This window comes from Bradyrhizobium sp. USDA 4341 (assembly GCF_054063755.1).
The window spans coordinates 2,325,422-2,339,003 of sequence record NZ_JBSSGO010000002.1; the positions used below are offsets into that span (position 1 = coordinate 2,325,422).

Annotated in this window: 13 protein-coding genes; 1 reads left to right on the forward strand and 12 read right to left on the reverse strand. The window is 65.4% G+C overall.

Going from position 1 to position 13,582, the window contains the following annotated elements; translation table 11 throughout:
* Positions 1 to 99 precede the first annotated feature (99 nt).
* The 8 genes from ilvC to miaA all read right to left on the reverse strand — a co-directional run bounded on the left by ilvC (position 100) and on the right by miaA (position 8,372).
* Positions 100 to 1,119, reverse strand: coding sequence for a ketol-acid reductoisomerase (gene ilvC / locus ACVIGB_RS17095; RefSeq protein WP_028342350.1), 1,020 nt, complete (start codon positions 1,117 to 1,119; stop codon positions 100 to 102).
* Between the two features lie 150 nt (positions 1,120 to 1,269).
* Positions 1,270 to 1,878 (reverse strand): LysE family translocator, encoded by a 609-nt coding sequence (locus ACVIGB_RS17100; RefSeq protein ID WP_092115844.1) that lies wholly within the window; start codon positions 1,876 to 1,878, stop codon positions 1,270 to 1,272.
* Positions 1,879 to 1,885: 7 nt separating this feature from the next.
* Positions 1,886 to 2,764, reverse strand: coding sequence for an EamA family transporter (locus ACVIGB_RS17105; protein ID WP_342727691.1), 879 nt, complete (start codon positions 2,762 to 2,764; stop codon positions 1,886 to 1,888).
* 44 nt (positions 2,765 to 2,808) lie between these two features.
* On the reverse strand, positions 2,809 to 3,504 hold the full coding sequence (locus tag ACVIGB_RS17110; RefSeq protein ID WP_050628421.1) for a class I SAM-dependent methyltransferase: 696 nt from the start codon (positions 3,502 to 3,504) through the stop codon (positions 2,809 to 2,811).
* 3 nt (positions 3,505 to 3,507) lie between these two features.
* Complete coding sequence (gene ilvN, locus ACVIGB_RS17115) at positions 3,508 to 4,050, reverse strand: acetolactate synthase small subunit (RefSeq protein ID WP_016841057.1); 543 nt, start codon at positions 4,048 to 4,050, stop codon at positions 3,508 to 3,510.
* Positions 4,051 to 4,071: 21 nt separating this feature from the next.
* Entirely contained in the window at positions 4,072 to 5,058 is a 987-nt protein-coding gene (locus ACVIGB_RS17120; RefSeq protein ID WP_456721735.1) for a threonine dehydratase, read from the reverse strand.
* A gap of 213 nt (positions 5,059 to 5,271) precedes the next feature.
* Complete coding sequence (locus ACVIGB_RS17125) at positions 5,272 to 7,047, reverse strand: acetolactate synthase 3 large subunit (RefSeq protein WP_092115847.1); 1,776 nt, start codon at positions 7,045 to 7,047, stop codon at positions 5,272 to 5,274.
* A 395-nt stretch (positions 7,048 to 7,442) separates the two neighbouring features.
* Positions 7,443 to 8,372, reverse strand: a complete 930-nt coding sequence (miaA, locus tag ACVIGB_RS17130; RefSeq protein ID WP_456721734.1) for a tRNA (adenosine(37)-N6)-dimethylallyltransferase MiaA — start codon at positions 8,370 to 8,372, stop codon at positions 7,443 to 7,445.
* On the opposite strand from miaA, the gene serB reads away from it, so the two are divergent.
* A complete protein-coding gene (serB, locus tag ACVIGB_RS17135) occupies positions 8,371 to 9,276 on the forward strand; it encodes a phosphoserine phosphatase SerB (protein ID WP_456721733.1) in 906 nt (301 codons plus the stop codon). The genes miaA and serB overlap by 2 nt on opposite strands.
* Positions 9,277 to 9,438: 162 nt before the next feature.
* On the opposite strand, the gene ACVIGB_RS17140 is transcribed toward serB, so the two are convergent.
* The 4 genes from ACVIGB_RS17140 to hflK all read right to left on the reverse strand — a co-directional run bounded on the left by ACVIGB_RS17140 (position 9,439) and on the right by hflK (position 13,466).
* Positions 9,439 to 10,935, reverse strand: a complete 1,497-nt coding sequence (locus ACVIGB_RS17140; RefSeq protein ID WP_456721732.1) for a Do family serine endopeptidase — start codon at positions 10,933 to 10,935, stop codon at positions 9,439 to 9,441.
* A gap of 186 nt (positions 10,936 to 11,121) precedes the next feature.
* The gene (locus ACVIGB_RS17145) at positions 11,122 to 11,322 is read right to left on the reverse strand and encodes a DUF2065 domain-containing protein (RefSeq protein WP_092115850.1); all 201 of its coding nucleotides are present in this window, start codon (positions 11,320 to 11,322) and stop codon (positions 11,122 to 11,124) included.
* Between the two features lie 105 nt (positions 11,323 to 11,427).
* The gene (gene hflC / locus ACVIGB_RS17150) at positions 11,428 to 12,327 is read right to left on the reverse strand and encodes a protease modulator HflC (RefSeq protein ID WP_092115851.1); all 900 of its coding nucleotides are present in this window, start codon (positions 12,325 to 12,327) and stop codon (positions 11,428 to 11,430) included.
* The gene (gene hflK, locus ACVIGB_RS17155) at positions 12,324 to 13,466 is read right to left on the reverse strand and encodes an FtsH protease activity modulator HflK (RefSeq protein WP_456721731.1); all 1,143 of its coding nucleotides are present in this window, start codon (positions 13,464 to 13,466) and stop codon (positions 12,324 to 12,326) included. Before hflK ends, hflC begins: the two co-directional genes overlap by 4 nt.
* Positions 13,467 to 13,582: the final 116 nt, after the last annotated feature.

Genomic DNA, 13,582 nt, shown 5'->3' on the forward strand with positions numbered 1-13,582 from the left:
GCGTAGGGTGGGTTAGCCGAAGGCGTAACCCACCAATTCGTTCCGCGGAGACGCGGTGGGTTACGCTTCGCTAACCCACCCTACACCTACGCGTCGAGCTTAGTTCTTGCTCTTGTCGACCAGCGCGCCCTTCTTGATCCAGGGCATCATGTCGCGCAGCTTGGCGCCGACTTCCTCGATCGGATGCTGGGCGAGCTTGGCACGGGTCGCCTTGAACGAGGTCTGGTTGACCTTGTTCTCCAGCATCCAGTCGCGGGCGAACTTGCCGCCCTGGATGTCGGCGAGCACGCGCTTCATCTCCGCCTTGGTCTCGGCCGTGACGATGCGCGGACCGGTGACGTACTCGCCGTATTCGGCGGTGTTGGAGATCGAGTAGTTCATGTTGGCGATGCCGCCTTCATAGATCAGGTCGACGATCAGCTTCACTTCGTGCAGGCACTCGAAATAGGCCATTTCGGGCGCGTAGCCGGCTTCGACCAGCGTCTCGTAGCCACCCTTGATCAGCTCGACCAGGCCGCCGCAGAGCACCACCTGCTCGCCGAACAGGTCGGTCTCGCACTCTTCCTTGAAGGTGGTCTCGATGATGCCGGCGCGGCCGCCGCCGATCGCCGAAGCGTAGCTGAGGCCGAGGTCATGGGCGTTGCCCGACGAATCCTTGGCGATCGCGATCAGGCAGGGCACGCCGCCGCCGCGCTGATACTCCGAACGCACGGTGTGGCCGGGGCCCTTCGGCGCGATCATCAGCACGTCGAGGTCGGCACGCGGATCGAGCAGGTTGAAGTGCACGTTGAGGCCGTGGGCGAACACGAGCGCCGCGCCCTTCTTCATGTTGTCGTGCAGGTGCTCGCGATAGATGTCGCCCTGCAGTTCGTCCGGGGTCAGCATCATGACGAGGTCGGCCCACTTGGCGGCTTCGGCGACTTCCATCACCTTGAAGCCGGCGTTCTCGGCCTTCTTGGCCGAGGCCGAACCCTTGCGCAGCGCAATCGCCACTTCCTTGACGCCGGAATCCTTCAGGTTGAGCGCGTGGGCGTGACCCTGGCTGCCGTAGCCGACGATGGCGACCTTCTTGCCCTTGATCAGGTTCAGGTCGGCATCGCGATCGTAGTAAACTCGCATCGTGTTTTCCTCGTTTGAAGGGGGCCAAAATCGGCCGATGAGTCAGGCTTTCGGAAGGTCAGAACCGCCGGGCGCCCGCGAATTTCCGGCGTTGTCTAGAGCATTTTTCCCCTCAGGGGAAACCCCCATCTCGCATGGCGCGGTGCGGCATCATGCGTCCATGAAGACCGGGTAGAGCGAGGCCAGCAGCAGGATGGCCATCACCACATTGAAGACGCGGATCGCCCGGGTCGAGGTCAGGATCGGCCGCAGGGCGGTGCCGAACAGCGCCCAGACGATGCAGGACACCGTCCCCAGGGCCAGGCTCAGGCCGACCTGGATCGCGATGTTCCAGGGGAAGGCGGCAATCGCCGCGTAGGCCGTGATGGTGCCGATCACCATCACCCAGCCCTTGGCATTGATCCACTGGAACATGGCCGCACCCCAGAACGTCATCGGGCCGCGGCCGGGCCCGTCGTCCTTGTCCGCCGAGGGCGGCTCGGCCATGGCGATGACGGCGGCGAGATAGACCAGATAGGCGACGCCGCCATATTTGAGGATCGTCTGCAGCACCGGATAGGCGATGAAGACCGCCCCGAGCCCAACGCCGACCGCGCCGACCATGAAGGCAAAGCCGACTGTGATGCCGGCGATGTGGGGCACCGTGCGGCGGAAGCCGTAGGTCAGCCCCGAGGACAGCAGCATGATGTTGTTGGGGCCCGGCGTGAAGAACATCACGACCGCAAACACGACAAAGGCAAACAGCAGCGAATTCGACATAGTGCCCTCACGCGACTTTCGGCAGAGCCTTTGGCCGCTTCGACAGCAGCATCACGGCGATGCCGGCGATGACAGTGAGCATGCCGGCGAGCCGCAGCGGCCCGAACCTCTCGCCGAACACGATGCTGGAGGCGGCGGAGCCGACGAACGGCACCAGCAGCGCGAACGGCACCACCTGCGCCGCCGGATAATCCCTCAGCAACCGGCCCCACAGCCAATAGGCGATGCTGGTGGAAACGGTGCCGACGAACAGCATGGAAACAATGCCGGCCGGCGACAGATGCGACAGCGCCTGCCACATCGGCTTCGCACCCAGCGTCAGCAGCGACAGGCCGAACAACGGGATCGCGGCACACAGGCACAGCCATGCGAACAGGTCGAACATGCGTGCGCCTTGCGCCGGCCGCAGCAGCAGGTTTCCGATTGCGAACGAGATCGGCGAGATCATCAGGATGGCAAAGGCGGCGACGCTGAAATCGTATCCGACGGTGCCGCAGATCATCAGCAGGCCGATCGCAGCGATGGCGATGCCCACGGTCTGCAGCCGCGACGGCAATTCGCCGAACAGCACCGCAGCAAAGCCGATGGTGAACAGCGCCTGGCTCTGCACGATCACGCTGGTGAGCCCGACCGGCATGCCGTGGGCGATAGCGATGGATTGCGCAAGGAACTGACCAAGGAACAAGGTGAGGCTGATTCCGATCAGGAGCGGCCACGAGACCTGGCCCGGCCTGGGCAGGAACAGGCACGGCACCGCCGCGATGCCGAAGCGCAGCGCCGTCATCAATTCGGGCGGCAGCTCATCGAGCGCGATCCGGCTCGCGACGAACGCAAGTCCCCAGATCACCGCGACCATGACGGCGATGCCAACATCGGCCGGCTTCATTGTTCTTCTTCTTTGGTTCGGTTTGGCTCTGTCGATGCGAGGATCTAGATCTGTTCGTCCGGCTTCGGCTTGCGCAGCAGATAGGTGCCGTGCAGCGGCGCGTGATAGTCGGCGGCGACCAGGGTGAAACCGGTCTCGGTCAGCATGCGCTCCATCACCCAGCCGAAGGTCGAGTATTCGTCGCGCATATGGGTCATCACGCTTTCGCGCTCGAAATCGTGGTTCTTGATCGAGAAATCGGCCCAGCCCTCGACATCGCGATCGACGCCGTCGGGCATGCTGACGAACACCATGTCACGCAGATAGAAATTCGCGCCGGGCTTCAGCGCGTTGAAAATCCGCGACAGCGCCACCGCCTTCCAGAAGTCCGGCAAATGGTGCAGCGTGAACTCGCTGACGATGAGGTCGTAGGAATTCGGCTGATAGGCAAAGGACAACAGCCCGGCCGGCTGGGTCCGGATCTTCGCCTTGCGGTCGCGCGCATAGATTTCGGCAAGCCCGATCATCGCCGGCGAGATGTCGATGGCGTCGACCTCGGCGCCCATGAGCGCCGCCTCGGTCGCCAGCACGCCGTTGCCGCAGCCGATATCGGCGATCCGCCAGCCCGGCTTGACGCCGAGCATGGTCAGCGCCTGGCGGGCACGGACATCGCTGTCCTCGCTGACGTCATAGATCGAGGCAACCGCGGTATCGAGACCGACCTGCCGCCGTTGCGTGTAGTACCAGTCGCGCGCCAACATGATTCACATTCCTTCCGGCCCACGCGTGATCGCGGCCACCCCGGTTCGTGACACCTCGACCAGGCCCAGCGGGCGCATCAGGTCGATGAACTGACTGATCTTGGACGAGTTGCCCGTGATCTCGAACACGAAGCTCTCGGTCGTGGCGTCGATCACCCGGGCGCGGAACGCATCCGCCAGCCGCAGCGCCTCGACGCGGTGATCGCCACCGCCCCTCACCTTGACCATCGCAAGCTCGCGCTCGATCGAGCTGCCGGTCAGCGTCATGTCGACGACGCGGTAGACCGGGATCATGCGGTCGAGCTGATGCTTGATCTGCTGGATCACCATCGGCGTGCCCGTGGTGACGATGGTGATCCGCGAGAGGTGCTTCTGGCTCTCGGTTTCCGAAACCGTGAGACTCTCGATGTTGTAGCCGCGGCCGGAGAACAGCCCGATCACGCGCGCGAGCACGCCGGGCTCGTTCTGCACGAGGACGGACAGCGTGTGCGTCTCGTTCGGATCGTGACGTTCCTCGAGGAAGTAGGCGGATGCGGGCTGGTTCATGGTCGTCCCCTTACATTCTTTTCACGCCACCGCCCGCTGGGCGGCCGGCGCAGCATCCGTCCCGATCCAGGTCCGGAACAGATCGAAATCGATATTGCCGCCGCTCAGGATCAGGCCGACCCGCTTGCCGGCGAGCTTGCTCTTTTCCTGCAGCGCGGCCGCGAGCGCCGCAGCGCCTGCGCCCTCGGCGAGATTGTGGGTGTCGGTCCAGTAGGCACGGATCGCCTGCCCGACCTCGTCGTCGGTGACCTGCACGATGCGCGAGGCGCCCTTGCGGATCAGGGCGAACGCATCTGCGTCCGGAATCCGCGTCGCCATGCCGTCGGCAAGCGTGTTGCTGGTCTCGGTGGTCACGATCTTGCCGGCCGCAAACGACAGCGCATAGGACGGCGCCTCGGTCGACTGCACGCCGACGATCTCGGTCTTCAGGCCGAGCAGGTCGCGCGCCATGATGCAGCCGGAGATGCCGGAGCCCTGCCCGATCGGCACATAGAGAATGTCGAGATCGGGCGCCGTACGAAACAGTTCGAGCGCGTAGGTCGCGACACCCAGCACCAGGTCCGGGTGGAACGACGGCACCATGTGCAGGCCGGCGAACTGGGCACGGCGCTCGGCCTCTTCCCGCGCGGCCTGGAAGTCCTCGCCGTGCTCGACGAGCTCGGCGCCGAACGCGTGCATGGCACGGTTCTTCTCCACCGCGTTGCCGCGCGGCACGTAGATCACCGCGGGCACGCCGTGGCGGCCCGCGGCAAACGCCAGACTCTGGCCGTGATTGCCGCGCGTCGCGGAGATGATGCCGGGCACATCGGGCCGCTCGCGCTTCAACCGCTCGAGATAGACCAGGCCGCCGCGCACCTTGAAGGCGCCGATCGGCGTGTGGTTCTCATGCTTGACCACGACCTCGGTGCCGAGCCGCTCGGCCAGCAACGGCCACGCATACGCCGGCGTCGCCGGCACCGCGGTGCCGACGATCCTGTGCGCGCGCTCGAGCTCGCTGAGATCAAACATCGGAGCCGCCCTCCATCCGAGCGTGCGATAGGCTCCCTCGCCCCGCCCTTCGCGGGGAGAGGGTTGGGGTGAGGGGCTGCCTCCAAGGCCAAGGCAATGGTGAGAGACGGACTCGCGGAGACTCCCCCTCACCCGGATTGCGCTCACGCGAAATCCGACCTCTCCCCGCAAGCGGGGCGAGGTAAAGAGAGAGTGCTCCGCGCCGATCCATCATCACACCAGCGCCTTGCCACCGGCGAAGGCCTTCGCGGTGGCCTCATCGGTCGCTTCTTCCGGCAGCAGCATCTCGTTGTGCGCCTTGCCCGACGGAATCATCGGGAAGCAATTCTCCAGCGCCGCGACGCGGCAGTCGAACAGCACCGGACGCCTGATCGAGATCATCTCCTTGATCGCACCGTCGAGATCGGCCGGCTTGGTCGCCTGCAGGCCGACGCCGCCATAGGCCTCGGCGAGCTTGACGAAGTCCGGCAGCGCTTCCGAGTACGAATGCGACAGGCGGTTGCCGTGCAGCAGCTGCTGCCACTGCCGCACCATGCCCATGTACTGGTTGTTCAGGATGAAGATCTTGATCGGCAGCTCGAACTGAACCGCGGTCGACATCTCCTGGATCGTCATCTGCACCGAAGCGTCGCCGGCGATGTCGATCACCAGGCTGTCCGGATGCGCCACCTGCACGCCGACCGCGGCCGGCAGGCCGTAGCCCATGGTGCCGAGACCGCCCGAGGTCATCCAGCGGTGCGGCTCCTCGAAGCCGAAGAACTGCGCGGCCCACATCTGGTGCTGACCGACTTCGGTCGTGATGTAGGTGTCCTTGCCTCGCGTCAGCTCGAACAGCCGCTGGATCGCGTATTGCGGCAGGATGATATCGTTGTTCTTGCGGTAGGACAGCGAGTTGCGCGCGCGCCATTGCGCGATCTGCTGCCACCACGCCTTGATGTCGGGCTTCTTGGCCTCCGCCTTGAACACCTGCAGCAGGTCGCCGAGCACGTTGCCGGCGTCGCCGATGATCGGCACGTCGACGCGGATGTTCTTGTTGATCGAGGACGGGTCGATATCGATGTGGATCTTCTTCGAGCCCGGCGAGAAAGCATCGACGCGGCCGGTGATGCGGTCGTCGAAGCGCGCGCCGACGCACAGCATGACGTCGCAATCATGCATGGTCATGTTGGCTTCGTAGGTGCCGTGCATGCCGAGCATGCCGAGCCAGTTCGGCCCCGACGCCGGATAGGCGCCCAGTCCCATCAGGGTCGAGGTGATCGGGAAACCAGTCGCCTCCACCAGCTGACGCAGCAGCTTGGAAGCCTCCGGACCCGAATTGATCACGCCGCCGCCGGAATAGATTACGGGACGCTTTGCATTGGCGAGCAGCGCCACCGCCTTGCGGATCTGGGTCGCATCGCCCTTCACGCGCGGCGTGTAGGAGATGTGAACGTCCGACTTGCGCGGCGGATGATAGGTGCCGGTCGCGAACTGCACGTCCTTCGGCACGTCGACCAGCACCGGACCGGGGCGGCCGGTGGTGGCGACATAGAAGGCCTCGTGCAGCACCCTGGCGAGGTCGTTGACGTCGCGCACCAGCCAGTTGTGCTTGGTGGCGGGCCGCGTGATGCCGACGGTGTCGCATTCCTGGAAGGCGTCGTTGCCGATCAGGTGGGTCGGCACCTGGCCGGTGATGCAGACCAGCGGGATCGAATCCATCAGCGCGTCGGTCAGCGGCGTCACCATGTTGGTGGCGCCGGGACCCGACGTCACCAGCACCACGCCGGGTTTGCCGGTCGAACGGGCATAGCCTTCGGCGGCATGACCGGCGCCCTGCTCATGGCGGACCAGGATATGCTCGACTTCGCTCTGCTGGAAAATCTCGTCGTAGATCGGAAGCACCGCACCGCCGGGATAGCCGAAGACATGCTGCACGCCGTGATCGATGAGCGCGCGCACGATCATCGCGGCGCCGGTCATCTGATTGGGATCGTGGCTCTTGTCGGTCATGGTTCGCTCCGGATGCGCTTGTTTTTGCGCGGCTTTTGTCAGTTCTCGTCAGTTCTGCTTCGGGCAATAAAAAGGGGCCCTAGAGGCCCCATGCACACCGCCCGAATTTGGATGGCCGCTAGCCATCCCCGGCGGTGTGCCTGGGTACGACGGCGATAAGCAGCTTGGTAATAATATTGCGCACGATAGGACCCAGTCTTCCCAAAGGTTGCGCGAACATAGCGGCCAAAGCCCGAATGTCAAGGCAAGGCAGGCAGTTTCGCGATTTTTGAAGTGTAACGGGGTTCCGACCGTTCGGCGAGTGTTTTTGCGCGGCGCAACGCGCATGGCAGACGGGCGCGCGGCGCCCGCAGTCCGAGAGGCCATAGCCCGGATGGAGCGAAGCGCAATCCGGGCTACCGGATAAGGCTCTCCAGCCACTCCCTCGCCGCCCCAGGCTCAACCCATTCGAATTCCGAGAGCTGGTGGCGAAACCAGGTGAACTGGCGCTTGGCATAGTGGCGGGTGTCGGCCCGGCCGATCTCGGCGGCCTCCTCCCGCCTGATCTCCCCCTTGAGGTGACGGATCAGCGCCGGGACGCCATGGGCCTTCATGGCCGGCAGCAGCGGATCGAGCCCGCGCGCGGCCAGCGCGGCGACCTCGTCGAGCGCGCCGGCATCGAGCATCGCGCCGAACCGCGCGTCGATCCGCGCATAGAGCCGCTCGCGCTCCGGCGCCAGAAACAACGCGTGGAATTGGCCCGGCGGCAGCAGCGGCGGCAGGCCATCGCGATGCCAGTCCGGCAGCGGGCGGCCGGTGGCCTCGACGACCTCGAGCGCCCGCGCGATGCGGGTGCGGTCGCGCGGCTTCAGCCGTTCGGCCGACACCGGATCGCGCAGTGCAAGCTCGGCATGCAGCGCCTCGACGCCGTGCTGCTCCAGCCTTGCGCGCACACCGTCGCGCACCTCAGGGGGGATCGGCGGCACCGCCGACAGCCCGCGCGTCAGTGCCTTGAAATAGAGGCCGGAGCCACCGATGAAGATCGGCAGGCGCTTGTCCGCACGGGCCTCGCCGAGCACCTTTGCCGCATCCGTCACCCAGGCGCCCGCGGAAAAATTCACGCTGGCATCGACATGGCCATAGAGCCTGTGCGGAACCTGTGCCTCCTCGGCGGCCGTCGGCCGCGCGGTGATGATCCGGAGGTCGCGATAGACCTGCATGGAATCGGTGTTGATCACGACCCCGCCGGCGCGCTGGGCAAGCTCGAGCGCCAGCGCCGACTTGCCGCTGGCGGTCGGCCCTGCGATAAGCACTGCCTTGTCCAACAATCCTGAATGCGCCTGCATGTCCCTCGTTGCCACGCTGATCTGCAATCCTGCAAGCCCCGCGCTCGACTCCACCATCGTCGACGGTGCGCGGGCCGTGCTGCCCTCACCGGGCCCGGCGCAGTGGCTGTTCAACGAGGTCGCCGTCGACATTCCGTTCGAGCGTCAGGACGCCAGCAGGGACGACATCAAGGCCATCGAGGAGCGGCTGCGCCAGGCCCGTGGCGACCTGCCGATCGACATTGTCGTGCAGCCTCGGATCGGCCGGCGCAAGAAGCTTTTTCTGGCCGACATGGATTCGACCATGATCGGCCAGGAATGCATCGACGAGCTCGCCGATTTCGCCGGGCTGAAGGCCCATGTCGCTGCCATCACCGAGCGTGCGATGCGCGGCGAGATCGAGTTCGAATCGGCGCTGCGCGAGCGCGTCGCGCTGCTCAAGGGCTTGCCAGTGGGCGTCGTCGACGAGGTGCTGGAGAAGCGCATCACGCCGACGCCGGGCGGCCGCGCGCTGGTCATGACGATGCGCGCGCACGGCGCCTATACCTGCCTGATCTCCGGCGGCTTCACCCTGTTCACCAAGGTGGTCGCGGAGAAGATCGGCTTCCAGGAGAACCGCGCCAACCAGTTGCAGGTCGCGGACGGCAAGCTGACCGGCGAAGTGGTCGAGCCGATCCTCGGCCGCGCCACCAAGCTCGCAACGCTGGTCGAGCTGACCGAATCCTTCGATCTCGACGACATCGACACGCTGGTCACGGGCGATGGCGCCAACGATCTCGGCATGATCCAGGCCGCGGGTCTCGGCGTCGCCTATCACGCCAAGCCCGCGGTCGCAGCCGCCGCGGCGGCGCGGATCGATCACGGCGACCTCACCGCGCTGCTCTATGCGCAGGGCTATCGGCGCGACGAATTCGTGGCGGAGTAGGCTCGCGAAGCCTGTCGTCCCCGCGCAAGCGGGGACCCATAACCACCGATGCCGATTACCTGGAAAAGCCGTTGCCCACTTTTCTCAACAAGAGCGGCCGCGGCGTACTGGATCCCCCGCCTTCGCGGGGGATGACAGTGAGGGTGAGGCGTCAGCGCGCCCCTACTGCACCCCGAGCGCGACGAAGCGCAGTTCGCCGTCGCCGTTGGAGACCAGCAGCAGCACGGACTTCTTGCCGTCCTTCTTCAGCTGATCGAGACGCTTTTTGATGTCGGCGGCGCTGGACACCGCCTCCTGCGCCACCTCGACGATGACGTCGCCAGCCGACAGACGCTTCTCGGCAGCATCGGAGTTGCTGTCGACGCCGGTGACAATGACACCCTTCACGCTGTCCTTGATCTTGTACTTGGTGCGCAGGTCCTTGCTCAGCGCCGCGAGGTCAAGGCCGAGCGCCTTCTGGGTCACCGGTTTCTCGGCGGTGTCGTCCTTGGGCTTGGCGTTGGCCTGCTGAACCTTGTCGTTGTCCTCGAGCCGGCCGAGCGTGACTTTGCGGGTCTCTTCATTGCCCTTGCGGATGACGACGACGTCGACTTCCTTGCCGACCGCGGTATCGGCGACGATGCGCGACAGATCCTTCGGGTCCTTGACGTCCTTGCCGTCGAACTTGACGACGACGTCGCCCGGCTCGATTCCGGCCGGCTTGGCCGGGCCCTTGTCGTCGACGCCGGCAACCAGCGCGCCGCGTGCCGGCTTGATGTTGAGGCTGTCGGCGATCTCGTCGGTGACCTGCTGGATGCGAACGCCGAGCCAGCCGCGGCGTAGCTCGCCGAACTTCTGCAGCTGGTCCACGACGCCGGCCACCGTCTTCGACGGCACGGCGAAACCGAGGCCGATCGAGCCGCCGGTCGGGGAGATGATCAGCGTGTTGACGCCGATCACCTCGCCATCGAGGTTGAACAGCGGACCGCCGGAATTGCCGCGGTTGATGGCGGCGTCGGTCTGGATGTAGCTGTCGTACGGGCCCTGGCTGATGTCGCGGTTCTTGGCCGAGACGATGCCGGCGGTCACCGTGCCGCCGAGACTGAACGGGTTGCCGATCGCGACCACCCAGTCGCCGAGGCGGATCTTGTCGCTGTCGCCGAACTTGACCGCGGTGAGCGGCTTCGGCGGCTTGAACTTCAGGACCGCGAGGTCGGTCTTCTTGTCGACGCCAACCAGCTCGGCCTTGATCTTGGTGCCGTCGTTGAGGATGACGTTGATCTCGTCGGCGTCGGCGATGACGTGGTTGTTGGTGACGACGATACCCGCGGTGTCGACGATGAAGCCCGAGCCGAGCGAGTTGGTCTTGCGCGGCTGGAACTCGCCGCTCTTGTCGCCGCCCTTGCCGGGCGGGCCGCGGCGGTTCTTGAAGAAGTCGTCGAAGAATTCCTCGAACGGCGAGCCCGGCGGCAGCTGCGGCATCGTCCGGTCCTTGGCCTCGATCGTCTGCGACGTCGAGATGTTGACGACGGCGTCGATCACCTTCTCGGCGATGTCGGCGATGCCCTCGGGGCCGCGTGCGAACGCCGGCACAGAGCTCAGCATGCTCGCAGCACCGATCGAGATCGCAGCTCCCATCATGCGGAGGCGACGGCTCAGGGCTGGTCTGGCAGCGATCATGTCGGAGTTTCTCCAGGCAAACGGGTTCAAATTAGCTGGTCGCAGTATGCGCCCGTGATCACAGAGTGCGCCCGAACGGGCATATGGCGCAAGCATCTCACCCGGGCATTTCGGCGAAAAACCGGCCGCGAGAGGCTCACGATTATGTTCATTCCGGCGCGGTCTGCGCGGTGGAACAGGCAATGATCAGCGCCGCACCAGCCAAATCAGGATCAGTCCCGCAACCGCCGAGCCGATGCCGACGATGCGCAGGATGTTGTCGGGCGTGGCCAGCGCGCTCTTCATCGCCCGGCGCATCCAGGCGGGGCTTGCCGCAAACAGGATGCCTTCGAGCACGAACAGGATTCCCAACCCGATGAGGAAGTCGCCGAACGCTATGGACTTCATCGGATGGCAGCCTCCCGCTCGATGCTTGTTGTTGTTGATTGGCGGCGACGCGGTATCCGCATCGCCGCCAGGTCTTGATTCAAGTCGTGATGTTCAGTCGTGACGTTACTGTTTCGGCGCGGCGGCCGCCTCAGGCGCCTTGCCGTTCGCATTGCCGAAGTATCTGAAGAATTCCGAGTCCGGCCGCAACAGGAAACGCGTGTCGCCGGACTTGAGGCTGTTCTCATAGGCCGTCATCGAGCGATAGAACGCGAAGAAGTCCTTGTCCTTGCCATAGGCCTCGGCGAACAGGCGGTTGCGCTCGGCATCGCCCGCACCACGGGTTTGCTCCGCGGTCGAGTTCGCATCGGCCACGATCACGGTCGCTTCACGGTCGGCCCTGGAGCGGATCTCCTGCGCCTTCTGGTCGCCCTGGGCACGGAACTCGGCGGCTTCGCGCTGACGCTCGGACTTCATCCGGTCGTACACCGCCTGGCTGTTCTGCTCCGGCAGGTCGGCGCGGCGGATCCTGACGTCGACGACCTCGATGCCGTAGCCATCGGCCTCCTTGTCGAGCTGCTCCCGAATCCGTGCCATCAGCTTCTCGCGCTCGTCACGCACCACCGTGATGAAGGTGACCTCGCCGAGCACGCGGCGCAGCGCCGCGTTGAGCAGCGTGGTCAGCTGCAAATTGGCGGCTTGGATCGAGCCGACGCTGGTGTAGTAGCGCAGCGCATTCTTGATGCGATAGCGCGCGAAGGCGTCGACCACCAGCCGCTTCTGGTCGGAGGCGATCACCTCCTGCGACGGGTTTTCGAGATCGAGGATGCGCTTGTCGACGTTGATCACCGAATTCCACGGCGCCTTGAAGTGCAGGCCGGGATCGGTGACGACCTCAACCGGCTCGCCGAACCGCAGGACGATGGTCTGCTCGGTCTGCTGCACGGTGAACACCGAGCTGTAGCCGACGGCGAGCACGATGAAGAGGACGATCAGGGACACAATGCCGGTGACAGGGGACCTCATCGGGTGGCTCCCTGCTGCTGGCCGGTCGTGGCCGGTGCTGCCGGCGGACGCCGCGGCGTCAGTTCGCCGAGCGGAAGGTAGGGCACGATGTTCTGGCCCTGGCCGCCGTCATAGACGAGCTTCTCGGAGCTACCGAGCACGCGTTCCATGGTCTCGAGATAGATGCGCTCGCGCGTCACTTCGGGTGCCTTCTTGTACTCATCATAGACTTTCAGGAAGCGTGCGCTCTGGCCCTTGGCCTCGGCGACCGCCTGCTCCTTGTAGCCTTCGGCGGCCTGCAGGATCTGCGCGGAACGACCACGCGCTTCCGGCACGATCCGGTTGGCGTAGGTCTGTGCCTCGTTCTGCTTGCGCTCGAGGTCGGAGCGCGCCGCCTGCACGTCGCGGAATGCGTCGATCACCTGCGCCGGCGGATCGACCTTCTGCATCTGCACCTGCGCAATCTGGATGCCCGCATTGTAGGAATCGAGCGTCTTCTGCATCAGCTCCTGGACGTTCTGCTCGGTGACGTTGCGCGCCCCGGTCAAAATCGGCTGGATCTGCGAGCGGCCGATCACCTCACGCATCGCGCTTTCGGCAACCGCCTTCACGGTGCCTTCGGGATTCTGGATGTTGAACAAATAGGCGCCGGCCCCGCCCGGCTTGATACGCCAGAGCACGGTGAAGTCGACGTCGACGATGTTCTCGTCGCCGGTCAGCATCAGGCTCTCTTCCGGCACGTCGCGCATGGTGCGGCCGCGCCGTGCGGGATCGTCGATCAGGGTCATGCCGATCGAGATCGTGTTGACGCGCAGCGCCTTCGGCAGCAGCACCGTCTCGATCGGATACGGCAAGTGATAGCGCAGGCCCGGCTGCGCGTCGCGGACGTATTTGCCGAAGCGCAGCACGACGCCGAGCTCTTCCGACTGGACGCGGAAGATCCCGGTGGCGAACCAGATCGCCAGCGCGGCGACCAGCACCAGCGCGATGCCCATGCCGCTGAAATGACCGCCGGGCAGCCACTGCTGCAGCCGGTCCTGGCCGCGCCGCAGCAGATCCTCAAGATCCGGCGGCCTTGGCCCGGCCGACTGCGGACCTGTGCCCCATGGCCCTTTCGGACCCGAGCCCCACGGCCCCCCGCCTTGATTTTTCCACGGCATCAAACGTCTCCTCGACAAGTCCGGACGGGACGCCCGGCCTCGAATGTCCGGCCCGGTTATAGGGGACCGCTCAGGCCCTTACAACGCAAGCTTCCTGGCCGGACGAGCTATGCGCC